General features: G+C 65.9%; 30 protein-coding genes and 2 pseudogenes. 21 read left to right on the forward strand and 11 right to left on the reverse strand.

Translation table 11 applies throughout. The annotated features are described in order from the left end of the window. Positions 1-18 precede the first annotated feature (18 nt). Complete coding sequence (locus M2271_RS30525) at positions 19-357, reverse strand: DUF4333 domain-containing protein (protein WP_280890615.1); 339 nt, start codon at positions 355-357, stop codon at positions 19-21. Positions 358-641: 284 nt separating this feature from the next. Beyond that, on the reverse strand, positions 642-1,220 hold the full coding sequence (locus tag M2271_RS30530; protein WP_280890616.1) for a TetR/AcrR family transcriptional regulator: 579 nt from the start codon (positions 1,218-1,220) through the stop codon (positions 642-644). Between the two features lie 140 nt (positions 1,221-1,360). Here M2271_RS30530 and M2271_RS30535 point away from each other — a divergent pair, with 140 nt between their 5' ends. Next, the gene (locus M2271_RS30535; RefSeq protein ID WP_280890617.1) at positions 1,361-2,500 is read left to right on the forward strand and encodes an NAD(P)/FAD-dependent oxidoreductase; all 1,140 of its coding nucleotides are present in this window, start codon (positions 1,361-1,363) and stop codon (positions 2,498-2,500) included. Between the two features lie 409 nt (positions 2,501-2,909). Here M2271_RS30535 and M2271_RS30540 read toward each other — a convergent pair whose 3' ends face one another. Both M2271_RS30540 and M2271_RS42620 read right to left on the reverse strand, forming a co-directional pair. Beyond that, on the reverse strand, positions 2,910-3,302 hold the full coding sequence (locus tag M2271_RS30540; RefSeq protein ID WP_280890658.1) for a hypothetical protein: 393 nt from the start codon (positions 3,300-3,302) through the stop codon (positions 2,910-2,912). Between the two features lie 91 nt (positions 3,303-3,393). Further along, positions 3,394-3,453: pseudogene (locus M2271_RS42620) on the reverse strand (hypothetical protein); the annotation flags it as partial. Between the two features lie 425 nt (positions 3,454-3,878). Between M2271_RS42620 and M2271_RS30545 the strand changes: the two are divergent. Beyond that, positions 3,879-4,565: a DUF4232 domain-containing protein gene (locus M2271_RS30545; protein ID WP_280890618.1), complete on the forward strand. Its 687-nt coding sequence runs from the start codon at positions 3,879-3,881 to the stop codon at positions 4,563-4,565. Between the two features lie 294 nt (positions 4,566-4,859). Here M2271_RS30545 and M2271_RS30550 read toward each other — a convergent pair whose 3' ends face one another. Both M2271_RS30550 and M2271_RS30555 read right to left on the reverse strand, forming a co-directional pair. Then, positions 4,860-5,231, reverse strand: a complete 372-nt coding sequence (locus M2271_RS30550; RefSeq protein WP_280890619.1) for a hypothetical protein — start codon at positions 5,229-5,231, stop codon at positions 4,860-4,862. Between the two features lie 47 nt (positions 5,232-5,278). After that, entirely contained in the window at positions 5,279-5,419 is a 141-nt protein-coding gene (locus M2271_RS30555) for a hypothetical protein (RefSeq protein WP_280890620.1), read from the reverse strand. A 56-nt stretch (positions 5,420-5,475) separates the two neighbouring features. Here M2271_RS30555 and M2271_RS30560 point away from each other — a divergent pair. After that, positions 5,476-5,628: pseudogene (locus M2271_RS30560) on the forward strand (GNAT family N-acetyltransferase); the annotation flags it as partial. Positions 5,629-5,757: 129 nt separating this feature from the next. On the opposite strand, the gene M2271_RS30565 reads toward M2271_RS30560, so the two are convergent. Then, positions 5,758-6,270, reverse strand: coding sequence for a PadR family transcriptional regulator (locus M2271_RS30565; protein WP_280890621.1), 513 nt, complete (start codon positions 6,268-6,270; stop codon positions 5,758-5,760). An 88-nt stretch (positions 6,271-6,358) separates the two neighbouring features. On the opposite strand from M2271_RS30565, the gene M2271_RS30570 reads away from it, so the two are divergent. Together M2271_RS30570 and M2271_RS30575 are read left to right on the forward strand one after the other, a co-directional pair. Continuing rightward, positions 6,359-6,733: a nuclear transport factor 2 family protein gene (locus M2271_RS30570; protein ID WP_280890622.1), complete on the forward strand. Its 375-nt coding sequence runs from the start codon at positions 6,359-6,361 to the stop codon at positions 6,731-6,733. Positions 6,734-7,407: 674 nt separating this feature from the next. Further along, the gene (locus M2271_RS30575) at positions 7,408-7,953 is read left to right on the forward strand and encodes a hypothetical protein (protein ID WP_280890623.1); all 546 of its coding nucleotides are present in this window, start codon (positions 7,408-7,410) and stop codon (positions 7,951-7,953) included. Positions 7,954-8,156: 203 nt separating this feature from the next. Here the strand turns inward: M2271_RS30575 and M2271_RS30580 are convergent, their stop codons facing one another. Further along, positions 8,157-8,408, reverse strand: coding sequence for a hypothetical protein (locus M2271_RS30580; protein WP_280890624.1), 252 nt, complete (start codon positions 8,406-8,408; stop codon positions 8,157-8,159). A gap of 276 nt (positions 8,409-8,684) precedes the next feature. Here M2271_RS30580 and M2271_RS30585 point away from each other — a divergent pair, with 276 nt between their 5' ends. The 3 genes from M2271_RS30585 (at position 8,685) to M2271_RS30595 (ending at position 12,370) form a co-directional block, all read left to right on the forward strand. Continuing rightward, positions 8,685-9,449, forward strand: a complete 765-nt coding sequence (locus tag M2271_RS30585) for a hypothetical protein (RefSeq protein WP_280890625.1) — start codon at positions 8,685-8,687, stop codon at positions 9,447-9,449. 989 nt (positions 9,450-10,438) lie between these two features. After that, positions 10,439-11,098: an HAD family phosphatase gene (locus M2271_RS30590; RefSeq protein WP_280890626.1), complete on the forward strand. Its 660-nt coding sequence runs from the start codon at positions 10,439-10,441 to the stop codon at positions 11,096-11,098. A 30-nt stretch (positions 11,099-11,128) separates the two neighbouring features. Further along, the gene (locus M2271_RS30595) at positions 11,129-12,370 is read left to right on the forward strand and encodes a hypothetical protein (RefSeq protein ID WP_280890627.1); all 1,242 of its coding nucleotides are present in this window, start codon (positions 11,129-11,131) and stop codon (positions 12,368-12,370) included. A 270-nt stretch (positions 12,371-12,640) separates the two neighbouring features. Here the strand turns inward: M2271_RS30595 and M2271_RS30600 are convergent, their stop codons facing one another. Then, entirely contained in the window at positions 12,641-13,198 is a 558-nt protein-coding gene (locus tag M2271_RS30600) for a hypothetical protein (RefSeq protein WP_280890628.1), read from the reverse strand. 279 nt (positions 13,199-13,477) lie between these two features. Next, positions 13,478-14,605 (reverse strand): DUF1152 domain-containing protein, encoded by a 1,128-nt coding sequence (locus tag M2271_RS30605; protein ID WP_280890629.1) that lies wholly within the window; start codon positions 14,603-14,605, stop codon positions 13,478-13,480. 78 nt (positions 14,606-14,683) lie between these two features. On the opposite strand from M2271_RS30605, the gene M2271_RS30610 reads away from it, so the two are divergent. The 3 genes from M2271_RS30610 to M2271_RS30620 all read left to right on the forward strand — a co-directional run bounded on the left by M2271_RS30610 (position 14,684) and on the right by M2271_RS30620 (position 16,962). Beyond that, positions 14,684-15,424: a GntR family transcriptional regulator gene (locus M2271_RS30610; protein ID WP_280890630.1), complete on the forward strand. Its 741-nt coding sequence runs from the start codon at positions 14,684-14,686 to the stop codon at positions 15,422-15,424. Positions 15,425-15,700: 276 nt separating this feature from the next. Further along, a complete protein-coding gene (locus tag M2271_RS30615) occupies positions 15,701-16,138 on the forward strand; it encodes an ATP-binding protein (protein ID WP_280890631.1) in 438 nt (145 codons plus the stop codon). Between the two features lie 95 nt (positions 16,139-16,233). Continuing rightward, a complete protein-coding gene (locus M2271_RS30620) occupies positions 16,234-16,962 on the forward strand; it encodes a GntR family transcriptional regulator (protein WP_280890632.1) in 729 nt (242 codons plus the stop codon). Positions 16,963-16,998: 36 nt separating this feature from the next. Here the strand turns inward: M2271_RS30620 and M2271_RS30625 are convergent, their stop codons facing one another. Next, positions 16,999-17,412, reverse strand: coding sequence for a hypothetical protein (locus M2271_RS30625; protein WP_280890633.1), 414 nt, complete (start codon positions 17,410-17,412; stop codon positions 16,999-17,001). Between the two features lie 168 nt (positions 17,413-17,580). On the opposite strand from M2271_RS30625, the gene M2271_RS30630 reads away from it, so the two are divergent. The 10 genes from M2271_RS30630 (at position 17,581) to M2271_RS30675 (ending at position 23,644) form a co-directional block, all read left to right on the forward strand. Further along, positions 17,581-17,931, forward strand: a complete 351-nt coding sequence (locus M2271_RS30630) for a hypothetical protein (protein ID WP_280890634.1) — start codon at positions 17,581-17,583, stop codon at positions 17,929-17,931. 5 nt (positions 17,932-17,936) lie between these two features. Next, a complete protein-coding gene (locus M2271_RS30635; protein WP_280890635.1) occupies positions 17,937-19,322 on the forward strand; it encodes an FtsK/SpoIIIE domain-containing protein in 1,386 nt (461 codons plus the stop codon). A 3-nt stretch (positions 19,323-19,325) separates the two neighbouring features. Beyond that, positions 19,326-19,955, forward strand: coding sequence for a DUF2637 domain-containing protein (locus M2271_RS30640; RefSeq protein WP_280890659.1), 630 nt, complete (start codon positions 19,326-19,328; stop codon positions 19,953-19,955). An 18-nt stretch (positions 19,956-19,973) separates the two neighbouring features. Continuing rightward, positions 19,974-20,174, forward strand: a complete 201-nt coding sequence (locus M2271_RS30645) for a hypothetical protein (RefSeq protein ID WP_280890636.1) — start codon at positions 19,974-19,976, stop codon at positions 20,172-20,174. Next, on the forward strand, positions 20,174-20,365 hold the full coding sequence (locus M2271_RS30650) for a mobile element transfer protein (RefSeq protein WP_230194639.1): 192 nt from the start codon (positions 20,174-20,176) through the stop codon (positions 20,363-20,365). The genes M2271_RS30645 and M2271_RS30650 overlap by 1 nt, the downstream gene beginning before the upstream one ends. Before the next feature lie 9 nt (positions 20,366-20,374). Then, the gene (locus M2271_RS30655) at positions 20,375-20,569 is read left to right on the forward strand and encodes a hypothetical protein (RefSeq protein ID WP_037680541.1); all 195 of its coding nucleotides are present in this window, start codon (positions 20,375-20,377) and stop codon (positions 20,567-20,569) included. A gap of 13 nt (positions 20,570-20,582) precedes the next feature. Beyond that, positions 20,583-20,825 carry a SpdD protein gene (locus M2271_RS30660; protein WP_280890637.1) on the forward strand — a complete coding sequence of 81 codons (243 nt, stop codon included), beginning with the start codon at positions 20,583-20,585 and terminating at the stop codon, positions 20,823-20,825. Between the two features lie 130 nt (positions 20,826-20,955). Next, the gene (locus M2271_RS30665) at positions 20,956-22,260 is read left to right on the forward strand and encodes a replication initiator (protein WP_280890638.1); all 1,305 of its coding nucleotides are present in this window, start codon (positions 20,956-20,958) and stop codon (positions 22,258-22,260) included. Further along, positions 22,257-22,469, forward strand: a complete 213-nt coding sequence (locus tag M2271_RS30670; RefSeq protein ID WP_280890639.1) for an excisionase family DNA-binding protein — start codon at positions 22,257-22,259, stop codon at positions 22,467-22,469. Before M2271_RS30665 ends, M2271_RS30670 begins: the two co-directional genes overlap by 4 nt. After that, positions 22,469-23,644 (forward strand): site-specific integrase, encoded by a 1,176-nt coding sequence (locus M2271_RS30675; protein ID WP_280890640.1) that lies wholly within the window; start codon positions 22,469-22,471, stop codon positions 23,642-23,644. Before M2271_RS30670 ends, M2271_RS30675 begins: the two co-directional genes overlap by 1 nt. Positions 23,645-23,656 lie beyond the last annotated feature (12 nt).

Below are 23,656 nucleotides of genomic sequence, written 5' to 3' on the forward strand. Positions count from 1 at the left end.
ACTCCACCTCTTCTCCCCCTACTTCGCCAGGCCGTAGTCGAAGGTCACCCGGTCGCCGTTCACCCCGGTCACGGAGATCAGCATCGTCTTCTTCTCGCCCTTGAAGACGGCGGTGCACGTCACGGTGTAGTCCATCTTCGCGTGCAGCCCGCTCGGGCAGTTCACGGACTGCGGGCCGTCTTGGACGAAGGGGATGCCGTAGTTCTCCTTGGCCAGCTTCTCGACGTCCGTGCGTGAAACCGTGTGATCCGCACCGCCCGCGGTGGCGACCGACGAGTTGTCGAACACGTTCCACGCCGTGACCACGCCGCCCGCCAGCACGGCGGCCACGGCCAGGGCTATGACGATGCGCTTCATGGGGTGCTCCCTCGATTCCCGTGACGGCCGGACCCTACCGGCTGTTCCCCACAGAGCCTCCTCTGCCACCTGCTCAACTGCCTCGGCACAACGGCCGGTAGTGACACCCGAGCCCCGGCCAAAAGAACGACGGCCGTTCGCTGCGACGCACCCACGTCCAGCTGTGGGTCGACTTCCTGGCCGAGGGCCGAGCAGCGGGCGTGCCCCTTTGTGAGAACGGGCCGCCCTTCCGGGTCCGCGCCGCCTGACGGCAGGCACCAAGGTCAGTGGCGGCCGTCGCCGAATCACGGGGCCGGGGCGCTCCATCCGTGTTCGAGGAGATCGAAGGCGGCGTCGACGGCTCGTTCGGGGTCGTCGGCGCGCTGGGCGAGCGCGGAGGTCTCCAGGGCGAAGCGGGCCAGGGCGGCGCTGCGCGGGTCGTCGGGTGTGACGCCGAGGTCTTGGGCGATGGCGCGGGCGAGGGCGTCCTGGTGGCGCATCCACATGCGGTGGGCGTAGTCGCTGAGGGCCGGGGTGGTCTTCACCAGGTTGAGGAAGTCGGCGTAACGGGTGTCGGAGTCGGCCCGGATACGGACGCGCTTGACGTGCGCGCACAGGGCCTGGGGGATTGTCATGCCGGGCGCGCGGTCGCTGACAGCGGCGACCAGGCCGGCTTCGTGGTCGGCCTCCTCGTCGAAGACGAGCGCCTCCTTGCTGGGGAAGTGCTTGAGCAGCGTGGTGGTGGAGACGTCGGCGGCCTCGGCGATCTCGTGCAGGGTCACCGCGTCGTAGCCGCGTTCGATGAAGAGGTTCAGGGCGGCGTCGGCGAGCGTCTGGCGCGTGGCGGCCTTCTTGCGCTCGCGCCGTCCCACAGGTGTCGTCATGCTCTCATCGTACACAAAGGTGTCTGATGAAAAAAGTTGTACCGTTGCACTTATTTGGTGGTCGTGCTTTTGTGGAACAGCCGGACCGGGACCCGCCCGTGCCGGCCCCTGCGCCGCACACCCCGACATGGAGAACGACCATGAACCGCATCGCCGTAATCGGCGCCGGACCCGGCGGCCTGACCTGCGCCCGCATCCTCCAGCGCCACGGCATCGACGTCGCCGTCTACGACTCCGACGCCTCCGCGACCGCACGCGACCAGGGCGGCACCCTCGACATGCACCCCGACACCGGACAGCACGCCCTGCGCGCCACCGGCCTGTGGCCCGGCTTCACCGCCCTGGCCCGCCCCGAGGGCGAGCAGATGCGCCTGATCGCCCGCGACGGCCGCATCCTGTTCGACGCCGCTCCGCCCCAGGACGGTCAGGGCAACCCCGAGATCGACCGCGGGCAGCTCCGCGACCTCCTGCTCGGCTCCCTCGCCCCCGGCACCGTCCGCTGGGGCCACAAGCTGGAGCGCGCCGAACCGCTCGGCGACGGCCGCCACCGTCTGCACTTCGCCCACGGCCACAGCACCGAGACCGACCTCGCCGTCGGTGCCGACGGCGCCTGGTCCCGCGTACGCCGCCTGCTGACGGACGCGGTCCCGCTCTACACCGGCGTCACCTTCGTCGAGACCGGCCTGAACGACGCCGACACCCGCCACCCGGCACTGGCCGCCCTGACCGGCGACGGCACCATGATGGTCCTCGACAACAACCTCGGCTTCATAGCCCAGCGCAACAGCGGCGGCCACATCCGCATCTACGTCGGCATGCGCACCCCCCAGGACTGGCACCAGCAGGCCGGCGTCGACCTCACCGACCCCGCCGCCGTCCGCGACGCCCTCCTGCACCGGTTCGCCGACTGGAGCCCCGCCCTGCGCGGCTTCATCACCGACACCGACACCGGCTACACCAACCGTCCCCTGTTCGCCCTGCCCGTCCCCCACACCTGGGAACCCACCCCCGGCGTCACCCTGCTGGGCGACGCCGCCCACCTGATGTCCCCCTTCTCCGGCATGGGCGCCAACCTCGCCATGCGCGACGGCGCCGACCTCGCCCAGGCCCTCACCGAACACGCCACCGTCGACGACGCCGTCACCGCCTACGAGAAGATCCTCATCCCCCGCTCCGTGGAAGCAGCCGAGGGAGCCGCCGAAGGCATCGACGGCGCCTTCGCCCCCGACAGCGCCGAGCAGACCCTCGCCCACATGACCGCCCACGATGAGGCCCACTGAAACCGGGTCTGGTCGGCATTTCGTGACGGTCACGATCGTGCGTTCCGCGCGGGGCTCGGGGGGTGCTTCTATCTGTTCGGTCAAGGTCTGCGGGGTTGGTCAGGGTCTCCAACTGTGCGGCGATTGGCTTGGGGAAGCTGCGGCAAGTTGATTCCGGCTCGGGCGTAACCCGATGGACTGACTCTCGTTCTACCTGACATACACGCCGCGTGCTTGAAGTGCGCGCGGTCCCCGCCACTGGCATCGTGTTTCATCTGCGGTGACCGGTTCAGCGTCCGGCGGGGCAGCGATCCCCGGGTGTGCCTGACTCGAAAGAGCCGGACACAGTCCAGACGCTGGCACCGCGTCACCGCCAGTGATGCCGCACACGGGCTCTACCCAAGGATCGGCCCGGAACCCTCCGCGCTCGTCACCGCTTCCACCTCTCGAGGCCACGCGATGACCCAGGATCCTTAAGAGTTCCAGAGACGCTGCTTGTTGGTGCCCGGGTTGGTAGGGGGTGCGGCGCATGGGAGGGCGAGTCGCTTCGGCAGTTGCGACCACGATGCGTTGGTCCGGTTTCCTGTGGGATCGGCAGGGTCTGCGGGGTCGGGTACATCGGGCCGACCAGCGGGTGGTGCATCCGGTAGGTCGCGAAGTCCCACTTCCTGACCTTGTGCTCGGACGACATCGCGGCGAATTCGGGGCGCCTCATGGTCAGTTCGCCGATGAGGGCGGCCAGGCGCAGCTTGCCCACCACGTCGCGGGCTTTCTTGCGCCAGTCCACGAAGAGGTCGCGGGGGTGAGCGTCCTGGAACACCATGCGCGGTGGTGTGCGGGCGCTGGCCCGGATGTACGGTGCGGTCTGGCTCGAAGTGTCCGGCGAACAGAGCGTGCCCGATGCGGTTCCAGGCCAGTACGTCGCTGCGGCGGCCCAGCACGAATCCAGGGGCGTCGCCGAAGGCGTGATGCACCAGTTTGCTTGGGTGGCACTGGCGAGGTCGTGCGGATGCAGTCGCTCCGCCTCCTCCAGGCGCAGGGCTCGGGCGAGCGCATCCAGCACCTCATCCGAAGGGCCGTCGTGATCCGCACGGATCCACTCACCCCCGTCTGCCAGACCGACCTGCGGCAACTGGAGATGAAGCCAGGATGAACCCGTGGGATGTCGCGCACTTCACCGCGTGTGCCTTCAGGGCCCGGCCAGCCGTTGCAGTACGCCCCGTCTGTCCGTGTTTCTCTGCCTTGCCGTAACGGCGCGTCAACTCGTCTGTCACAGCGGTGTCTTGGTGCAACTCCTACCGCAACGCATCGCCCGGTGTGGGCCTCCTGTGAATCAACCGTGGCCGCTCAGTCGGAGCCGGCGACCGATACGACACCTCTTCTCTTCCCAGGAGTACCGATGCGCGTCAAGAAGATGTCCGCCCTCGCCCTCGTCGTCGCTGCCGCCGGCCTCTCGCTGACCGCATGCACCAGCAGCGGCGGATCGAGCGCTTCCGCCAGCGCCGGCCCGTCCATCGCCGCGAGCAGCTCCACCGGCGCGAGCAGCTCCACCTCCACCAGCGGCCAGGGCTCGACCTCAAGTTCCTCCTCGTCCGGCTCCAGCGGCTCCAGCGGCTCCAGCAAGGGCAGCGGAACCACCACCCAGGCCCAGTCCTCGACGTCGGGCTCCAAGTGCACGACCGACCGTCTCAGCTACAGCGTCACCGCCTCCGGGACCAAGAACGAGATAGTCGTCAACATGAAGAACATCGGTTCCCGCACGTGCAGCATGCACGGCTTCCCAGGCGTCCAGCTCGTGGGCCCCGACGGACTGGGCGACACCGGGCCCGACGCCGCCCGCTCCGACGCCACGCCCTCCACCGTCACCGTCGGACCCGGCGAGGAGACCCGCTTCCTGCTCCACTTCAGCCCCGACACCAGCGGCTCCGGCAAGACCTACACCCGGCTCGACGTCACCCCGCCCAACGAGACGATCTCCCAGATCGCGAACCTCAACGACCTGACCATCACCGTCTCCGCCACCACTGGCAGCGTGCCGGACATCGTCGTCGACCCCGTCGGCTACCACGTCGGCTCCGGCAAGTAAGCCGAGCAGCCAGGGGTCCGTGCGGATCGCGACGGTCCTTCGGAATTCCTGAAGAATCATCATGATCTACGCGCGGACGCGTAGGCCCAGAGCGGCGAACCGCCTGATCAAACCCCGCGCCGAGGAACTGAGGGGCCCGGCGAACTCGTAGGACATTGCACACACGGCCGGACGGTGATCAGGTATCGCTGACCGAGTCAGTTGTTTACCACACAGCCCTACCGCACCCCTTCATCCCAACGCATACGGTGGGCAACGGCCCGCAGTTCGGCGACCAGCTCTGGAGCAGTTCAGTCAGTCATCCCGCTCGGTGTCGGTGTCCGGCCCGGGTTTCATCGCGGGTTTGTCCGGCACGACGACGAGGCTGACGATGTGTCGGGTGCGGCCGTCGTCCCGGTCGTGGCCGACCCGCGCGAGGACCGCGCGCTCGATCTCCTCGACCATCACAACGTGTTCTTCCTTGGTCAACCACACCGCTGCCTGCCGGTAGACCACGCCGTCAGAGTGGGGATCGGCATCCTCGTAGGCGAGGTAGCGGCCGAAATCCGTCATCAACGATGTCGCGAACGTGGTGAACGCCCGTTGATGGTCCTCCCGCGTCATCGCCGCCCGCGCCGCGGGGTCTATCACCGCCTGCTCCGGGCGCACCTGGTAGCTGCGCTCCAACGGGCGCCGACTCGCTGTGGCCGAACGCCCGGTGACGTGGTGTGAGGTCAGGTCTTGTCGGTGCGGGGCCGCGTCCGCACCGGGTCGGAGGAGGGGCCGGCCTGCGTGGTGGCCTCGCTGATCGCCTGGGCGAGCAGGGCGAGCGCGGCCCGCGAGGGTGAGCCCGGTTCTGTGGTGGCGACGACCACGCTGGGGCCCGGCCCGCTGTTCAGGGTCTGCTGAATGACCGTCAGGGGCCGACCAGACAGAGGTGGTGGGCGTCGGCGGGGTGGCCGTCGCACCCGGTATGCAAGGTCAGGGCCTGGCTCGGCTCGTCGTCGCGGCTGCCCTGGAGCACGCCCGCACGATGGGTCCCCAGCACGCGCTCCTGTTCTGCCGGCCTGCCCTTGTGTCGCTCCCCCATGTGACGGGACGCTTCAGGGAGGGGCACCCAGCGCGGCGACAAGGATTCACCCATCCCGCACTGGGCACGTTCGCCGTCAGGTGTTGAGGGTGGTGAGGCGGAATCTGCAGGCGTATGACTGGGTCAGGACAGCGCCGCGCGGGCCTCGCCGATCCACGTGAGGTCCGCCTCGACGCGGTTGATCGCGAACCGTGCGGTCAGGCTGCGGCCGGTGTGGTCCGCGTACTCGGCGAGGAGCTCCTTGCACAGCTCTAGGGTGCTGCGCAGCTCCGCTTCCCACTGATCGAGCTGTCCGAGAAGGTGCTCGGTGCTGGTGTGCTGGGCGAAGTGCAGCTGGATCTGCAACGGTTGACGGGCGCGTTCGGAGACCGTGTTGAAGCCGTCCAGCCACCCTCGGAAGGCGTGCAGGCCGGCGTCGGTTGCGGTGTAGACCCGCTTGTCCGGCACCGCCTCCTGGACGACGTGTTGCACTGTGGCATGCCCGCGATCCACCAGTTTGGGAAGCTCGGCGTAGATGTGCGACCGAGTGATCGGCCAGAAGTAAGCCACTGCCCTGGACGCCCGCGCGCCGAGCTCGTAGCCCGAGGCGGGACCGTCCAGCAGTAGGCCCAGTACGAGATAACCACCGACCGACATGGGCACCACCCTAGTCCGGTCTTGACTAGCTGCTCAGTATCGGCCTACCGTCCAGGTATATTCAAGTCTGGACTAGTCAGGAGTGGACATGGAACGGCTGCAGGCGGTCGCCGACTACGCGGCGGCGTGGAGCGGGGAGGATGCCGAGACCATTGCGGCGGCCTTCGCCCGGTGCTGGGCACAGGACGGCACCTACACCGACACGATGACCGACACCGTCGTGGGCATTGACGGCATGGTTCGGCTCGTCCTCGGCACGGCCGAACGGTATCCCGGCTTCACTCTGCGCCCCACCAGCGGCCTGGACACCCACCACGGCGTCGGCAGGTTCAGCTGGCTGATGACCGCACCTGATCCCATCGTCGCCGTAGGCGTGGACTACGGCCGGGAACTTCCAGGACTCGACTTCGTCGAGTTCACCCCGGACAACCGGATCGCCCGGATCGTGGGCTTCTTCGGCTGAGCGAGCGAGACAGCCCCAGTCGACGGCCAGGTCGTCCATCGCGCTCCAGACGGTCATGGTGCCGTAGCTCAGCGGCTGTGCGCGGATCGACCTCATTCACCCCAGCACGGGCGCGTGGCCGACGATGGAGCGGTTGCCGGGTGTCCCGGACGCGGCGTATTGGCCTAGCCCACTTGCCTGTTGCCCCGGTTGCCGAGATAGCCCTGACCGCCGCCGAGCGCGAGCGGGGCCGTGGCACAACCGTTCCAGTGGAGGTTCACCACCTCCGACCTGGACAGAGGGCACGCCGCCCTCGAAATGGACTAGACAACAAACAAACCCCAGGCCACTGACCTGGGGTTTCTCTCTGGAGCGGGTGACGAGAATCGAACTCGCACTCTCAGCTTGGGAAGCTGCGGGCATCGAGGGCCTGTTGTAGGCGCTGGCCTGCTCAAACGGCCGGTTCGCGGCCTCTGCCGGACCGGCCCCTTTCACCGTGCTTCCCCGCTGTTCCCCGCTCGATCTGGTGCGGTTGTGGTGCGGTGCTCAGGGCACGTTGTCATCAGGTTGCCGGTCTTGGCCGAGGCCTCTGCCGCTCCTGGCGTCTGCGCAACGACCGGTGCAGATCGATCTTTCCGCGGGGGCAGTCGGGTCAGTACTGTCCCCACTAGCGTCTATCTGATCGGCAGGGGGACATGTCAGGAGAGCTGTTCACCTTGATGGGTGTGCTCGTCGGCGCAGCTGCTTCCTACGTCGGCGGAGCGTTGATGGAGAGGGCACGGTGGCGCCGCCAACTCTCAACGAGGTGGGACGAACGCCGCTTGGAGGCTTATCTCCGATACGCCGACGCCATCAAGAGGTTCACGTCGGTGGCCGGCCGCCTGGCAGCAGGTAAAGGGCTCTTCGACTTGCCCCAACCACTTGCCCAAGACGTCGGCTTGGAGCGGTTGGCTGACGCTGAACTGGAGCGTGGGTACGCCTTCGAGGCCGTCCTCCTCATGGGAGACGCCGAGACCATCTCGGCAGCAAGGACGCTGCAACGCCATGCATGGGTCCTGGAGCAGTTCGTTCGTGAGATGCGCTCTGGTACGGCGGAAGACTGGACGCGGGCGTTCAGACAGTTTCAGGAGAAGCGCGATGAGTACTACATCGCGGCGCGCAAGAGCCTGGGCGTGTACGCAGCGTTTCGGCTGCGAGCCGAAGACCCGGTCATCCTCGGACAGGACCCTCGCCAGCTGTAGAGCAACCGAGGCGCAGCGCGGATGGGCTTGATCGCCCACACGCTTTCCAACTGTGTTGGTGGGGTGTTGGTGTGGGTGCAGGGGCGTTCACCTGCGTTCAAGGGCGGCTGGCTTCAGGTGCCGGGACGGCTCCGAGTCCTGCCTGAACGGCCGTGAACGGGGCTGAATGAGACGGAAACTGAGACGGTCGGGGCCGACGGGTTTCACTCGATGATCTCGGCCCGCTCTCTAACCCGGTCGTCTAGCTTGCCCTCTTCCAGGTCGCTCATCGCGGCTGCGTATCCGGCCATGACCGCTTCGTGTACGACATCGTGGAGGTCCACGGGGATCTTGACGAAGACGCCGGAGCAGACGTTCTGGGCTGCGTCGTGCGCGGATCGGTAGTGCGCGTCACGGATGCCAGCGCCCAAGTGGCTCACGAGATCGCGTAGTTCTTGGCTGTGGTCATCGCTCACGGCGACCTGTCTACCCTCGCGCCTCAGCCGAGAACCGTGACTCGTAGACCTTGGCCGACGATAGTCGGCCAGGATGTCGGGTGGACCAGGGGCGGGCTCGTGTGTTCCTTCGCACCTGACCAGCTTCACGCGCGCCCCGAGGGAGCCGTCGACCAGCGCAACTCACGGCGGCCAGCCCGTGACGTCAGGCATGATCGCAGGGCTCAGGGGTGATCGCGTCTCCGTCAGGCCCCGGAGCTACTTCCTCGGTAGGGACATGTGATAGAGGATAGCCGTATGATCGAAATCATCAAGACCCTGATTGACGCCTTAGCTAATGGATTTCCTGGCATCAGAGGAATGCGAGAGGATAAGCGTCGACGGCAGTTGGGCGTCGAGCTATTTCTACTCTGCGCGCAGATAAACCAACTGATGGTCACTGCCGAGGACATCATCCAACACCTGGAGAATTACGCGGCATCCATAGGTAGCGACATTAATGACGGGAGAGAAGGCGGAGGCCCGGAATACCCTAGACGAGTAAGGCATCTGGTTGACCGACAGCGGGACGATCTCCTCTATGTCCGTCTCCTCTTGGAGAGTCAATCTGCCGTGGTGCAAATCATTGAACCCGAGGCATACAACCGACTAGTTCCCTTGCTTGGAGTCAAGCAAGGTGCCCTCGACATGTTGTTCAGACTGATGTACGTGGGTGATCTGCCGCTCGGCCCCTCCCAAGCAGAGATTGATGCATGGGTAACTAGAATCCCGCCTCTCCGAGAGGGGCAGGCGCGGGGTGCAGTGCAAAGCCTCCGGGCTGTGGATAGGCTCCTACAGGAAGCCGAAATTCGGTGGCGAGAGAATGTGCTACCACATGATTCCTGGGGACGAGACGTGCACGCAATCGTGGTGCAGTACCTTGATGAGCGGCAACCGCGTAGGCAATTGGAAGAAATCCGGTCCTCCTTGTCTATCTTGCGTTCGACCCTTCTAGACAACTTCACTATTGCTGATGTGCTTGTCGAAGTAGGAGAAAGAGGGCGTGGCATTAGAAGGCTATGACCTGCTGCAATGGTCCATTGCGCGTGCGGTTGGAGGAGTCGCGATGGGCGAGCCAAGACCTGTCTTCTTGCCTTGGGTCCGGGGATCTTGGGAAGCTGGGTTTTTGCTGGTCAGGGGCGGTGGACTCGTGCGCCGGGCGGTCGTTTTTGGTCGTCCTTGGCTACTGTTGAGGAGCCTCGGACGGCCCCCGGGGACAGCCCAGCTCGACCGCACTCGGCGGATGGCCGGCACCACTTATGGGCCACGCCTGAGCCTCAGCCGACGAAAGCTCGCCACGATGGCGGGTGCGCCGACCGATCAGATGCGCGTATGCCTCGCCGCACCCTCACCAAGCGCAGCCACGCTATCGCCCGTCGACCAGCGCATGCCCCGACTGCCGGTCCGGAAGGACGATGCCTGAGCCATCAGCTTGGGAAGCTCAGGTGGTCTCGGAGCTGCTGTCCCGTTGACCTGGGACGGAATGCTCTCGGCACCCATCGGGCCTTCGGCCGATGCCCCGGTGTTCCCCCGTGATTCCCCGCCTGATCTGGCACGTGACTGGCACGAGTCCTTCTGCTTCAGGTGGTCATGAGAGGGCGGTATGCGAGTTGACAGGTGATTTGTCGTCACCTGAACGTGTGGGACTGCGGCATCCCTGCCGGTCGGAGGGCTCGGGCGTGCTGGAAGGGTGGACTCCGACGACTCCAGGCTCCGCGTTCCACCTCGACCAGCCCGCTGGCTTCACGCCCTCGCGCTGAACAGAGCCGGGGAATCGTCGGTGCTCGTAGCTCAGCCGACGACAGTCCGCCAGGATGGCGGGTACGTCGACCGATCAGGCGCGCGTGTGCCTCGCTGTACCCCCACCGGGCTCAGCCACGCTGCCTGGTGACGTCCACCAGAGCAAGCCGCGACGGCGGAGGCGTGTTCATCAGGCGTCGGCGCCGCGACTTCTTCTGTATTGACCTGCGGTGGGACGGGTCTCGGCGACCCTGTGCTTTGCGGTCGCGAGGATGGCAGGTAAGCAGCAGAATGTAGGTATGACTCTGAGGGAAGCACTCAACGGTCGGGTGAAGTGCCTCCTGTTCGACTTCGCAGGGGTGCTCGCCCAGCACCAGCCGATGCAGGCCCGCCGGAACCTGACAGAAACTGCGGGAGTAAACCCGGAAATATTCTGGCGTGCTTACTGGAACGAGCGCACCCCCTATGATGCGGGTGCGATATCGGCACGCAACTACTGGGGGCGAGTTTCCTCCCGAGTAGGAGTGACCTGGTCGACTGATCAGATTCGCATGTTGGGTCGCTTGGACATAGCGAGCTGGCTGAGCCCTGACGCGGAGATGTTGGAACTTCTACCTCAGTTGTCTGAGAAGAGTTTGCACCTAGCCATCCTCTCGAATGCGCCCCATGAGCTTGCCACGGCTGTCGAGAAGCTGGACTGGGTGGCCCCATTCAACCCGCTCATCTTTAGTTGTCGACTAGGCGTGACAAAGCCTGATCGGCGCTGCTATGAATCCGCCATCCGTCTGCTTGATATTGCAGCGAATGAGGTTCTGTTCATAGATGACCGGCAAGAGAATGTTTCTGGCGCCGCTGCGATTGGTATGCAGTCTGCTCTTTTTTGTGGCGCACTTCAGCTGAGAGATCAAATTCTTGATGCACCCTCCGGATAGTCGATTAGGATCGCGGTACGGAGGCTTACGATGGGCATATTCCTGATTATCGCAGGGATAGTCGTTGCTGCAATCCTGGCCCTCATCCAGATAAAGATATCCAGGCGTCCTCTGGGTCCTAAGAGTGTCGCAGAATTCAAGGGAATTCGGCGACTCCTTAGACAGGTCAATATGACCGAGAAAATAATTAACTATTCCATCAGGGATCAGAAAGGGCGTTTTGCCCCGCAGGTTCCCCCTGACGTGCCGTTGCTCGCCAAGTCGGGATGGATTCTGCAAGAGCCGGTCACGCTGGACCGGATCGAACTTCGGTACACGCAGGCAGCGAACGAAGGTGATCTGGATAAGGCACGTAAGAAGCTGATCAAATATTGGCCGCGAGACGACTCGGGTCAGCACCTGCCAACCTACCATGAGGCGGTCGATCAATTTGATCCACCGAAGCTCTGGTTTAATGGTGCATCCTATAGGCTTCTCGACGTGACCCCGAAAGATGATGGCCTCGCTTTGAATCTAACGCGCGGCTGGTATTGGGATTCATTCGACACAACGGAGCCGCTACTTTTTGAGGCTGCCCGGAACTTTGCCAGATCCCAAGGGCGTGAAATCGACGGAAGATATCGGAAATGGCTTGAAGATCCCTATGATTTCTCGCAACGCTGTGCAATTCCGGGGGTAAATACCTTGACGGTTCGCCAAGGCGAGTATGGTTCAACATTCTATATGCACGATCGAACCGATGTTGCTACTGCTGCTGGAACGGTTCACGTTATACCGGCAGGTGAATTTCAACCGTCTCACGACTCGCCTCAATCTGCAGCCAGAGAGGTGGATTTGTGGCTCACCATTGTGCGTGAATACGTAGAGGAATTCTTGGGTCACAAAGAAGCGCGAGACCGCAGTTTTGCTCCTGTTGACTTCGAGCGGCAGTGGCCGTATAGCAGATTGTATGAGGCGCGCAAGGGTGGGCGGATTGGCCTTTATTTCCTCGGGATTGGACTCTACCCCCTAACTTGGAAGCCTGAAATTCTGACGGTGTGCATATTTGACGCCGATAGTTTCGATGAGATCTTCCCTTGCATGGTTCCAGAAAATGAAGAGGGTAAGCTTGACCTACCATTCCAGCGGAGAATGGAGAGTGGCATCTATCAGGGTTGGCCATTCGATGACGCTACAGTGACTGAATTCATTCATAGACCCTCCGCCCTGCCTGCCGGTCGCGCGTGCTTGGCTCTGGCTTGGAAGCATCAGCACACCCTGGGGCTTTCGTGAGTGCCAGCGTGTGCTGACTCGCTGGGTCGTGGCCGTAGAGCCGGCTGCCCCACCCGCGAGACGTACCCCTTCGCTGGGATCAGGTGGCTGATTGCTGTGTGCGCGGCGCGGGCGCCGGCCGGGCTGGAGCGGGGCGGAGACAGGAGCGCAGGCCCGGCCGGGGGCCGGGCCGCGCGCGGGGAGCGGAGCGAGCCGCCTTGAACCAGTAGAGAAGGTTGTAACTCACTCTGGGAACCGGGCTGTCGACGACCGGGTCTGGGCGTTCGTCACTTAGATGGCTATATGGGGGGACTTTAAAGGATCGGAGAGCTGATCCAAGTCGCCGACAGACCTGAGCATGAGCGGCGGCCACGAGACAGTCTCTTGGATAGGCCACAGCTGCCTCACGTAGGGAGCGAAGCCGGACAGAGCGATCTCGTAGTCGTAGCCAAGTGGACCCACGCTGATGAGTTGAAGGACTGCCCAACCGATGCGCAGCGTAACGACAGTGCTCCAGAGCCTGTGCTGAACGCCGTCAGCGGTCGTGAACCGCGCCTCTGATGGGATCGATCGGTACTCGATGGGACTTTCGCCGTTCAGGTACTGCGGCGGGGGCATGTATGCGGTGAAGACACGCATCTGCTGGCTTGGCAGCCGATCCCGAGAGAGATCGGCGTAGTGAGATGTTGGAAGGTTCTGCACTGTCTTGGACTGCATGAGCTGACACATCAAAGCTGTTTTCAGCGTCCAGGTCGCCAGTACTTCTTGCCCAGCTGGACTGATCTCAGTGATCTCGCCCCTGACCATGGGTAGCAGCGTGGGCTTGGCCGCGCCTTCAAGGTCGCTCATCCATCCACTGTTGCAGTGCGTGCAAACAGACTTGACCGTCGTGGTGAACATCCGGCCGGTGTGACGCCGCTCGGACTTTTCCGTGTGAGAGACCATGATGGCTTGCTCAGTCAATACCTCAGGTGGGAAGCCTTCGGCCATCCACCTGGGGAAGACGTGCTCGTTGGTAAGCGGGGTACTGCCGCAGAAAACACACGAACGTGCCATGCAGGGACGGTAGCTGCTCCGGTGCTGCTGGCGCGATTGACTTGGGGTTTCACCACGACGCGCGTTGGACAGTCAGGGGCATCCTGGAGAGAAGGCGCACCCGTCGGAACCTTGCTTGATCTGCCACAGTGGTGCAACGTGGCTCTCCGGTCGGCTGTTGATGAGTAGTCGGCGCAAATCACCACGCTGTGAGCCGTCGAGGTTCAGGACCTCGGTGAGGTGGCGGAACGTCGTGTGAGTGATTCCGCGGCTTCGGGCCTCTGCCTCGAACTGGGCGAGTTGAGGTAGCACCGACTCGGCGTCGAGCTTCGCTGGCCGTTGCTCCTTGAGCCAGAGGGCCTTGTTGCGCTCGTAGTCGATTTCGGAGAAGCCGCAGATTTCGCGGCTCAGTGCCTCCACCTGGTCCAGGGTGGTTGTCGACATGATGGCGCGGGCCAACTCGTTGCGGCTCAGAGCCTCGTCCAGGTCGACCTCGTGGACCGTCGGGCTCTCGTCGGTGAGGGGAATGGGAAGTCCGGCGTCTCGGACCTCGCATGTGCCGCGTACGCCTCGGGCTGTTGCCGCGAGCATGCCCGTTGCCTCTGAGGGGTGCCACTCCAGGACCGGGCAGATCGGCTCCGTGTCCTTCGCTGTGAGGGTGTGCACGACTGGGCCGAGCACGTCTCGCAAGTCATCGTGCGGCAGCTCGCCGTCCAGGCCGGGACCTGCGATCAACAGGCGTATGGGCGCGTTCACTTGGCCGCACGCTGCCAGAGTCAGGGAGTCGGCGAGGGGGCTTTTCAGCGTCGGTTCGTTGCCTCGGGCCAACACGTCGCCGCCGACGTCCAGGAGATCGATCGAGGTCGGCTTTAAGTGGGTGACGAGTTCTTCGAGTTGGTGCGTGACTCCCTCGGCGCCGTGCCTCGGTTCGATCAGCGCGAACGTGTGCCGGAGCTCTGCGGCGAGTCGCGGGAGTGTGGAACCTGCCGGTGCGACCGGGCGGGCATCCGCCGGCACCTTCCAGACGGCTGGGGTGAGCGGTTCGAGGCCGGTGAAGTCGTCGGCTCCTCGGGGGCCCGGTAGTGGGTCGATGAGCAAGCGGTCCCACGCGTACGTGAGGATCACCGCCTGTTCGCCGGCGTCCCCGTACAGGGCGGCGTCAAGCATTGCGGCGGCGACTGCGTCGCCCCCTCCTCCTGCTGCGACGATCAACCGCGTCATGTGCTCAAGACTACGGGGTCGGCTCTTGACCACTCACCCTATAGTGGCTAGAGGCTATAGCCACTTGGAGGAGGAGACATGCCTCAGATTGAGGAGGCACAGCCGAAGTATCTTCAGATCGCCCACTTCATTCGCGATCAGATCCTTCGGGGTGACCTGCGACCGGGGGACGAGGTTCCCTCGGAGCGACAGTTGGCGGCCGACTGGAAGGTGTCCCGGCCGACGGCGGCGCGGTCGCTGGAGGCACTGAGCCATCAGGGACTCGTCGAGAAACGGCAGGGCTCGGGCACGTATGTGCGGAGCCTCGAAGTGAACCGACGGGCAAGGGAGTTGTACGGGCGGGCCCGGCAGACCGGGAAAATCTACACGGCCGGTGAGTACGCGGTGATCACGTCGGCCGGGTGGCTGGACGCGCCAGATCATGTCGCTGAGGCGTTGGGCCTGGTGAAGGACCGTCGGGCCGTGCACCGCCGACGGGTCACCAACAACCAGGACGGGCCCATCAATCTGTCCACTTCTTGGTTCGCGCCGGACGTCGGGCAGCGGGCGCCCAAACTCCTGGAGCCCGAACGGATCCAGGAGGGCACCCTGATGTACGTCGAGAACATGACGGGGCGACAGGGGAGTTACGCCGAAGATCGCATGTGTGCCCGGCAGGCGACGGACGAGGAGACGGCAGACCTCCAGCTTGAGCAGGGATCGGCTGTCCTGATCGTGCATCACGTCGTCTTCGACCTCCAGGACCGGCCGTTGGAGTTCGCTGAAGCCACCTACCCGCCGCAGCGCTGGGCGTTCGAGCAGGGGTATCCGCTCGCCTGATGGTTCATCACTTCGGCGAACGGCTTGCGCGACGCAAGTGGCTAATGCCACCATCCAATAAGTGGCTAAGGCCACTTGATCGGGAGGAGGCACGGTGTGACGAGTCAGCGGCCGGACCAGGGAGCGCACTTACCTTGCCGGGGTTGCCGGGGGCGTGGCTGGAAGCGGGTCAGTTCGCGTACGTCCCTGGCGCTCGCCGCTGTCGCCGACCGCACCCGTGCCACATCGAAGCGGCGCTGCCTCGACTGTGACGGCAGCGGCAAGGAGTGAGTGCGGATGGCTTACAGGATCGACCGCTACCCCTCTGAGGACTCACCGCGGCTCGGAGCAATGACCTTGCATCCGGCCCCGGAATCCGCACCCCGGGCGCGACGCTGGTTCCGGAAGTTCATCGCCCCCTACAACCCCTCCTGCTCGGTCGAGGACTGCGAGCTGATGATCTCGGAGTTGGTCACCAACGCCATCCGCTATGGGCAGGCTGATGATCCCTGGGTAGTGCGGGTGGAATGGTTCCGCGAGGAGACCTCGCTGCGGGTCGAGGTGCACAACCCGGGCTTCCCGGCGAACGTCCGGCTGAGGCGTCCGGACGCCAACGACGCGCACGGCCGCGGGCTGCTGCTCGTCGACTCGATCGCCGAATCGTGGCACTCCGGGCCCAGTTGCTTCGGGGGGACGGTGGTCAGTTTTGTGGTCGCCGATGCCTGGCCGTCGTGACGAGGGGAATACCCTCCCTTGGTACTGCGCCGGCGGATTCGTCGCTAGTCTGGTTGACCAGTTGACTTGGCCAATCATGACAGGCGGCGGCGTTCATGGCGTATGAAGTGGAGGCACCGAAGTACGTACGCCTCGCCCAGACGATTCAGCAGCGCATCGAGGACGGCACGTACCCGCCCGGGACCCGCGTGCCCAGTGAGAACCAACTGGTGCAGGCCTTCGGAATGTCCCGTCCGACCGTCGTCCGGGCGCTGGAACTGCTGAAGCGTGATGGCTGGCTGGAGTCCCGCCAGGGGTACGGCACGCTGGTGCGCGGGCTACCGGCGGTCGTCGAGCAAAAGGGTCGCCGGGGGAATGAAGCGCTCACGCGTGACGAGACACAAACCCCGGGGCGGCTGGTCGAAGTCGGTCATGTACCTGTTCCGGCGCGCATCGCCTCGGTGCTTGGGTTGCCGAGGCGTGCGAAGGTCCTCGTGCGTCGGTTCCTGGTCGTTGATGACGGCGAACCCTCCGAGCTGGTCTCGTCGTACTTCCCCGCCGGCCTGGTCGAGGGCACCGAGTTGGAGAGTGCCACCCCCTTGAGCGGCGGCACCCGTGCTCACCTTGAGGCGCGGAAGAAGGCTCGCTTCGACCATGTGAAGGAGCGTGTCTCGGCTCGGCTGCCTGAGCGGGGTGAGGCTGAGCTTTTGGAGCTCCCGGACGGAGTGCCCGTCCTTAGCGTCCTGGTCGTCGCGTGCGACGCTTCCGGTCAAGCTCTGCAAGTCTCTGACGTGCTGCTTCCCGCCGATCGGCAGGAACTCGAAGATACGTACAGGCTGAGCTGAACCTGCGGGCCGGCCACTGCTTGGCTGTGATGGCCTTTATCTGGTGCGGCGGGTGGCGAGCCGGTAGACCACGTATGTAAAGCCAAGGATGACGTCGGCTGCCGCCCATAGGGCGATGATGAGTCCCACGCCGATGGTGGTTCCGACATCGCTTGCGTCCTCGCACAGCTTCAGGGCGTCGCCTGTCCGGCCTCGGCACTCCGCGGGTGTGCCGCTTCCGCTCGCGGCGCCCGTGATCACCCAGATCAGGAACGCGATCTGGAGGGCCAGGAAGAGCCACAGGAAGACGCGACGTTGCTTCTTCGGCGGGGGTGTTGTCCCGCCCTGGTAGGAGCTGTTTGGCGGGGGCCCTTGCTGCGGTGCCGGCCGGGCGTCCGGCGGTGGTTCGGAGCCTTGCGGGCTGCGTGGGCCCCATGACTGCGGCTCCTGAGCGCGGTGTTGTCTGCCCATGTCGCGCCCTCCTCTGCGCTGATGGCTTCATGGTGCGCTCGTGATGTCGGTGGCGCTCGTTGTGGTCACCGAAGCCACTTGACAAGTCAACTTGGCATCTCTAGCTTCGAACTTGCTAAGTCAACTTGTCAGGAGACAAGTTGATCGATCTCAGAAGGAGAACTCTCTGTGCGTGTGATCCGTGTTGACGCCTCGTCGGCCACGATCCTGCTGACCGAAGCGCCGACCCCGAAGGTGCGTGACCGGCAGACCGGTGAGATCGCCAAGGACACCGTGAGCGGTGAGGCGTTGATGACCGTCGGCGTTGTCTTCATCGACGAGGGGGACTCGTCGCTCATCCAGGTCACCGTTCCCGAAAGCGGTGTGACGGAGGGCCTGGCCGTTGGTTCTCCGGTATCGCTGCCGGGCCTCATCGCCCGGCCGTGGGAGAGCGTGTTCAACGGCCAGCAGCGGCATGGCATCGCCTACCGCGCCACGGCGATCGCGCCGGGCGCCTTCCCGGTCGCTCAGGCGGGCTGATCGCCGTGACGGACCTGATCACGTTTGCCGAACTGGGCGGCTCGCTCGCTGCGATAGGCGGCGCCGCCTACGTCCGGCACGCCAACCCCGCCGCGTACTGGTCCACGGTCGGGCTGCCGGTCTCGGTGGCCCGGCTGCTGGCCTCGTACTCCTCGACCATGGACGCCTGTGGCCTGACTGTAGAGCCATCCCGGTTGCGGGTGCTGACCATCAAGGCGACCAGCCGTCGGGAGATCCGTCCTGTCCCGCCCCGCCGGGGCATCATCCGGCCCACCACGACGGGCCTGTGTGTCCGGCTGCGGCTGGCTCCGGGCCAGGAACCCGCGGACGTCGCCGCCTCGGCGGAACGACTCCGTCACGCCTGGGGCGTGCACGCCGTGTACGTGAAGGACGTGAAGCCTGGCGTCGTCGAACTGCGGCTCATCGGCTTCGACGTCCTGCGCAAGGTCCGAATGCCTCGGCGAATCGAGGGCGGATTCCTCAAGGTGCCGGTGGCGCTTCGGGAGGACGCCATGGCGTTCTTACGCGACTACCGCGCCGTGCCACATGAACTCGTCCTTGGCGCAACGCTGTCGGGCAAGTCCATGTACCTGCGGAACCTGATCACCGGGCTCGCTCGACAGCCCGTCGCCCTCGTCGGTATCGACTGCAAGCGGGGTGTCGAGCTGGCTCCGTTCGCTTCCCGCTTTGCCGCGCTGGCGACCGACCCGGACGATGCGGCCGAGCTGCTGCCGGTCCTGGTCAAGGAAATGGAGGACCGATACGACCTGATCAAGGCCCGACAGGGCATCGCCCCCGGCACCCCCGACGAGGAGATCACCTCGGACATCTGGGGTCTGCCCGAGAGCGAACGGCCCGTGCCCGTCGTGCTGTTCGTCGACGAGGTGGCAGAACTCTTCCTCGTCGCCACGCGCAAGGACGAAGAGCGACGGGACGAGATGGTCACGCACCTCATCCGGCTCGCCCAGCTCGGCCGTGCGGCCGGCATCTACCTGGAGGTCTGTGGGCAGCGCTTCGGCGCCGAGCTGGGCAAGGGCGCGACCATGCTGCGGGCCCAACTCACCGGCCGCGTCTGCCACCGCGTCAACGACGAAGCCTCGGCGAAGATGGCACTGGGCGACATCGCCCCCGAAGCGGTCTATGCCTCCTGCGCCATTGCTGCCGAGCTGCCGGGCCTGGCCGTGGCCGGTGACACGTCCGGCGGCTGGTCCCGCATCCGCACTCCCCACCTGTCCCTCGCCGCCGCTGCGGCCACCTGCCGCGACACGGCTCACATCGCCCCGGACATACCGGCGCTCACGCCCTTCCGGCCATACGTCCCGCCCATCGTCCTCGGCACCCCCAACTCGGTGCCCACCGTGTGCCTGGCCTCCGACAAAGTGGAGGACTGAGCGATTCACACTCACCGCATCCGCATCGACCCGGTCCTGGTCCAAGCGGCTATTGCCGCCGCGCTCTCCTTCGCCCACCTGCACGACCTCGCTGCGGCGGCCGGACAGGACGGCTGGAAGGCGTGGGCCTACCCGATCAGCGTTGACCTGCTCCTCGTCGCGGCCTGGCGACGGCTGCGCTCCGGCACAGCGAAAGCCTCGGGCTGGTGCTGGTTCACAGTTGCCCTGGCCGCGTCACTCGGGGCCAACGTCGCTACAGCTGGCCTGCTGAACCTTGGCGACGTCCCGGCCTGGCTGCGCATCCTCGTCGCCGGATGGCCTGCCGTCGCTTTCCTCGGCGGAACGCTCCTCGCCCACAGCACCACCGACCGCGACCAGGTGCCGGTACCCGGCCAGGACGAGGCACCCGCCCCGCCGGTCATGCCCACCGCGCCTGAGCTGACCACCGCCAACCCGGAGCCGTCCGCACCGCCGGCCGCCGCCCCTGTTCCGCCCGCGCTCGTCGCCCTCGCCCGCAAGGTCGCCGACGACCACCGGGCCCGGACCGGGACGGACATCGACACCCCGACCCTTCGCACCCGGCTCGGTGTCCCGCTCCAGCTCGCCGAAGCCATCGCCACCCAACTCACCTGACCCCGGAGGACTTCCACCTTGCGTCCGTCCACGCTCCGCGCGCTCAAGCGTGCTGCCGAGCTGACCCGCCAGAACCGCCTCACCGAAGCCGTACTCATCGCCGAACCGGTGATCCTCGCCGCCGACACCTACGAGGGCGACGAGATCTTGCGCTGGCTCGCCGACCACGCCGCCGACTTCACCGGTGAGAACCACAACGACCCGAAGGAGATGCCCTGATGCCCGCCAACCGCCGCTTCCGCAACGTCGTCCGCATAGGCCCCGTCCAGGTCGGCACCGCCTACGACGGCCGCGGCCGCGAGAAGCACACCGCCGTCTGCACCGCACCGCGCTGCGGCTTCTCCAACGACTTCGACACCCGTGCGGCCGCCGAGCTCGCCGCCCGCACTCATCGCTGCCGCGTCCGCTGAGGAGATCCCGTGACCGTCTCCCTCCCGCTCGTCTTCGTCCTGGGCGTCATCGCCTGGGCCGCGATCAAGTTCCTCGGCGTCCGCATGTGGGTCGCCGTCGTGATCGCCCTGTTCGGCTTCTGGCTCTCCCACACCTTCCTCGCCCCCGCCATCGAGTCCGGCACCCGCTCCGGGGTCGGCGTCGTCAACGGCGACAACCGCTGAAAGGAGCTCCGCCATGTTCCGCCCCAAGCTGCCCGACGTCCCCACTCCGCGGTCGACCCTCATCCCTCAGCAGCACCACAACCCGGCACCCACGACTGGCCGCTCACTCAGCCCCTACGCGGGCCCGGTCGCCGTCGTCCTCGTAGGCGGTGTCGTCCTCACCGCGCTCCTGGCGGCGGTCGCCATCACGGCCGTGTCCGTGGCCATCGCCGCCGTGGTCCTGCGCTCGCTGCTCAACAACGCCAACAGGCGCTGACCGGCCGCCGGGGCGGCAAACGCCGCCAAGCATCCCGTCGCCCCGGGGCCGTCCCTCCCAACCGCAGAAACAGCCGAAAGGAACATCCATCATCACCCGGCAGACTCCGCCCCCGCTGGCGGAACTCTCCATGCTGGCCTCCCTCGGCACCATGCCCGAACTGGCCCGTCAACTCTCCGGCCTGGGCGGCTGCACCCACCCCGTCCGCCTCGACGGCCACCGCACCGAATACGCGGTCGACACGACGACCGGCGAGATCGGCCGAGCCCTGCACCACCTCGACTCGACCGCCCTTCCGGTCGGCCAACTCCTGGTCCGCTGCAACAACCGCCGTGAAACTCGCTGCCCGGCCTGCGCCGAGACCTACCGTCGCGACACCTACCACCTGATCACCGCCGGACTCCGCGGCGGCAAAGGCACCTCGGACCATGTCGCCACACACCCGCGCGTGTTCGCCACCTTCACCGCCCCCGGCTTCGGCCCGGTCCACAACCGCCGCACCGACGGCCGCCCCTGCCGCTGCGGCGCCCGCCACGAAGAGGACGACCAGGCCCTGGGCACGCCTCTGGACCCGGAGCGGTACGACTACGAAGCGGCCGTGCTCTGGAACGCCCACGCCGGGCTTCTTTGGCGGCGCTTTTCCATCTACCTTCGCCGGGAGATCGCCAAGCGCGCCGGCCTTACCCAACGCACCTTCCGCGACCATGCCCGCGTCTCCTTCGCGAAGGTCGCCGAGTACCAGAAACGCGGTGCCGTGCACTTCCATGCGGTCATCCGCATCGACGGCCCGGAAGGCGGCGACACGGCACCGCCCACCTGGGCGACGGCAGAGCTCCTGACGGACGCCATCCACGCCGCAGCAACCGCCGCCCGCGTGGACGGCCCGACCATCGACGGCCGCCCCCACGCCTTCGCCTTCGGCCGCCAACTCGACGTCCGCACGATCCGATCCGCCGACTTCGACGACGGGCAAGAACTCACCGAACGAGCCGTCGCCTCGTACATCGCGAAGTACGCGACCAAGGGTGCCGAGACGGCGACGGGCACCCTCGACCGGCCGCTCAAGTTCCTCGCCGAACTCGCCCAAGCACGCATTACCGAACACGCCCGACGCATGATCCGCGTCGCCTGGACCCTCGGCGCGCGTTCCGAGCTCGCTGAACTCCGCCTTCGGGCCTGGGCTCACATGCTTGGCTTCCGCGGCCACTTCTCCACCAAGTCCCGCCGCTACTCGACCACCCTCGGCGCACTGCGCACCGCCCGAGCCGACTGGCGCCGCGCGCAAACAGCCCCAGCCGTCGAGACGGAGTCCACCGAAACGACCCTCGTCCTCGCCCACTGGGTGTTCGCCGGAACGGGTCTCTCCCGCGCCGAAGCCTGGCTGGCCGCATCCCTCGAACCCGCCCCCGGAACGGAAGGAGAACCGACCACATGACCGACCGCTACCTGTCCGTCGACCAGGTTGCCGAGCTGCTCGGCACGACCACCCGCTTCCCCCGGCGACTGATCGAGGAGCGGCGCATCCGGTACGTGAAGGTCGGCCGGCACGTCCGTATCCCAGAGAGCGCGGTCGAGGAGTTCGTTCAGTCCCGCACGGTCGAGCCGATCCGGCTCCGTCGCGCACGACTTCGGGGGGCCGCCTGATGGCCAACCGGAAGGGCAGGCGTCGACGCTTCGGTGCCGTGCGGCAGTACAGGTCCGGCAGTTGGACGGCCTCGTACCTCGGGCCCGACGGCGAGCGCATCCGCGCGGACGAGACCTTCGAGACCAAGAAGGACGCGGAGATCTGGCTCTCTCAAGTTGAGGCAGACATCAGCCGCGGGGACTGGCGCGCTCCTGATGCGGGGTCGGTCAACTTCCGCCTCTACGCCGAGAAGTGGGTCGAGGAACGAGAGCTGGCTGTTCGCACTGAGGACCTGTACAAGCACCTTCTCCGACTTCATATCCTCCCGACCTTCGGAACCCTCGACCTGGACGAGATCACCGCTCCTCGCGTCCGTGAGTGGCGCGCTGAGCGCCTCCGCACCACCAAGGCGAAGACAACCGTCGCCAAGGCATATCGCCTCGTGAAGGGCATCCTCGAAACGGCAGTCGACGACGACCTGATTACCCGCAATCCATGCCGGATCAAGGGCGCGGGCAAGGAGTCGGCTGCCGAACGGCGCATCGCCACCGTCGCCCAGGTCGACGCCCTTGCCGACGCGATCGGTATCCGCTGGCGTCTCATGGTCTACCTGGGCGCGTACGGCCCGATGCGCCCCGAAGAGCTGGCCGGCCTTCGCCGCCGGGACGTCGACCCCGACGACCTGGTGATCCGAGTCCGCGTCGCAGAGCCGGAGCGGACCAACGGCAAGCGCGCTCCTGGCGAGACCAAGTCCGATGCCGGTGTCCGGGCGGTTGTCCTCCCGTCCTTCCTCCATAAGGAGGTGAAGCAGCACCTCGCCTGGTTCGCCGAGAAGGAGCCTGACGGCCTGTTGTTCGTCGGGGAGAAGGGAGCCCCCTTTCGGCGTACCTCCTTCGGCCGGAAGTGGCGGCGGGCCCGTTCTGTCGCCGGTCTCCCGGACGGCTTCCGGTTCTACGACCTTCGTCACACCGGTCACACGCTCGCGACCCGTTCGGGGGCCACCCTCAAGGACACGATGGTTCGGGCCGGCCAGTCCTCGGAGAAAGCCGCGCTGATCTATCAGCACTCTGACGAGGAGCGACAGCGGGACCTCGCGGCCGGGCTCGATGACATGGTCCGCGCCGAGCGTGCGAAGCACCACAAGGGCAATGATCACGACCCTGCGCACCACAATGAGAAGCGCACGGGCAGCTAGCCACGCCCTTAT

This window comes from Streptomyces sp. LBL (genome assembly GCF_029893585.1).
Lineage (GTDB): Bacteria > Actinomycetota > Actinomycetes > Streptomycetales > Streptomycetaceae > Streptomyces.

Excerpts from the sequence above, each read along its gene's own strand:
- M2271_RS30525 (WP_280890615.1), bottom strand. The coding sequence starts at position 357 with ATGAAGCGCATCGTCATAGCCCTGGCCGTGGCCGCCGTGCTGGCGGGC.
- M2271_RS30530 (WP_280890616.1), bottom strand. The coding sequence starts at position 1,220 with ATGACGACACCTGTGGGACGGCGCGAGCGCAAGAAGGCCGCCACGCGC.
- M2271_RS30535 (WP_280890617.1), top strand. The coding sequence starts at position 1,361 with ATGAACCGCATCGCCGTAATCGGCGCCGGACCCGGCGGCCTGACCTGC.
- M2271_RS30540 (WP_280890658.1), bottom strand. The coding sequence starts at position 3,302 with ATGGTGTTCCAGGACGCTCACCCCCGCGACCTCTTCGTGGACTGGCGC.
- M2271_RS30545 (WP_280890618.1), top strand. The coding sequence starts at position 3,879 with ATGCGCGTCAAGAAGATGTCCGCCCTCGCCCTCGTCGTCGCTGCCGCC.
- M2271_RS30565 (WP_280890621.1), bottom strand. The coding sequence starts at position 6,270 with ATGTCGGTCGGTGGTTATCTCGTACTGGGCCTACTGCTGGACGGTCCC.
- M2271_RS30570 (WP_280890622.1), top strand. The coding sequence starts at position 6,359 with ATGGAACGGCTGCAGGCGGTCGCCGACTACGCGGCGGCGTGGAGCGGG.
- M2271_RS30575 (WP_280890623.1), top strand. The coding sequence starts at position 7,408 with ATGTCAGGAGAGCTGTTCACCTTGATGGGTGTGCTCGTCGGCGCAGCT.
- M2271_RS30585 (WP_280890625.1), top strand. The coding sequence starts at position 8,685 with ATGATCGAAATCATCAAGACCCTGATTGACGCCTTAGCTAATGGATTT.
- M2271_RS30590 (WP_280890626.1), top strand. The coding sequence starts at position 10,439 with ATGGCAGGTAAGCAGCAGAATGTAGGTATGACTCTGAGGGAAGCACTC.
- M2271_RS30595 (WP_280890627.1), top strand. The coding sequence starts at position 11,129 with ATGGGCATATTCCTGATTATCGCAGGGATAGTCGTTGCTGCAATCCTG.
- M2271_RS30600 (WP_280890628.1), bottom strand. The coding sequence starts at position 13,198 with ATGAGCGACCTTGAAGGCGCGGCCAAGCCCACGCTGCTACCCATGGTC.
- M2271_RS30605 (WP_280890629.1), bottom strand. The coding sequence starts at position 14,605 with ATGACGCGGTTGATCGTCGCAGCAGGAGGAGGGGGCGACGCAGTCGCC.
- M2271_RS30610 (WP_280890630.1), top strand. The coding sequence starts at position 14,684 with ATGCCTCAGATTGAGGAGGCACAGCCGAAGTATCTTCAGATCGCCCAC.
- M2271_RS30615 (WP_280890631.1), top strand. The coding sequence starts at position 15,701 with ATGGCTTACAGGATCGACCGCTACCCCTCTGAGGACTCACCGCGGCTC.
- M2271_RS30620 (WP_280890632.1), top strand. The coding sequence starts at position 16,234 with ATGGCGTATGAAGTGGAGGCACCGAAGTACGTACGCCTCGCCCAGACG.
- M2271_RS30625 (WP_280890633.1), bottom strand. The coding sequence starts at position 17,412 with ATGGGCAGACAACACCGCGCTCAGGAGCCGCAGTCATGGGGCCCACGC.
- M2271_RS30650 (WP_230194639.1), top strand. The coding sequence starts at position 20,174 with ATGCCCGCCAACCGCCGCTTCCGCAACGTCGTCCGCATAGGCCCCGTC.
- M2271_RS30660 (WP_280890637.1), top strand. The coding sequence starts at position 20,583 with ATGTTCCGCCCCAAGCTGCCCGACGTCCCCACTCCGCGGTCGACCCTC.
- M2271_RS30665 (WP_280890638.1), top strand. The coding sequence starts at position 20,956 with ATGCTGGCCTCCCTCGGCACCATGCCCGAACTGGCCCGTCAACTCTCC.
- M2271_RS30670 (WP_280890639.1), top strand. The coding sequence starts at position 22,257 with ATGACCGACCGCTACCTGTCCGTCGACCAGGTTGCCGAGCTGCTCGGC.
- M2271_RS30675 (WP_280890640.1), top strand. The coding sequence starts at position 22,469 with ATGGCCAACCGGAAGGGCAGGCGTCGACGCTTCGGTGCCGTGCGGCAG.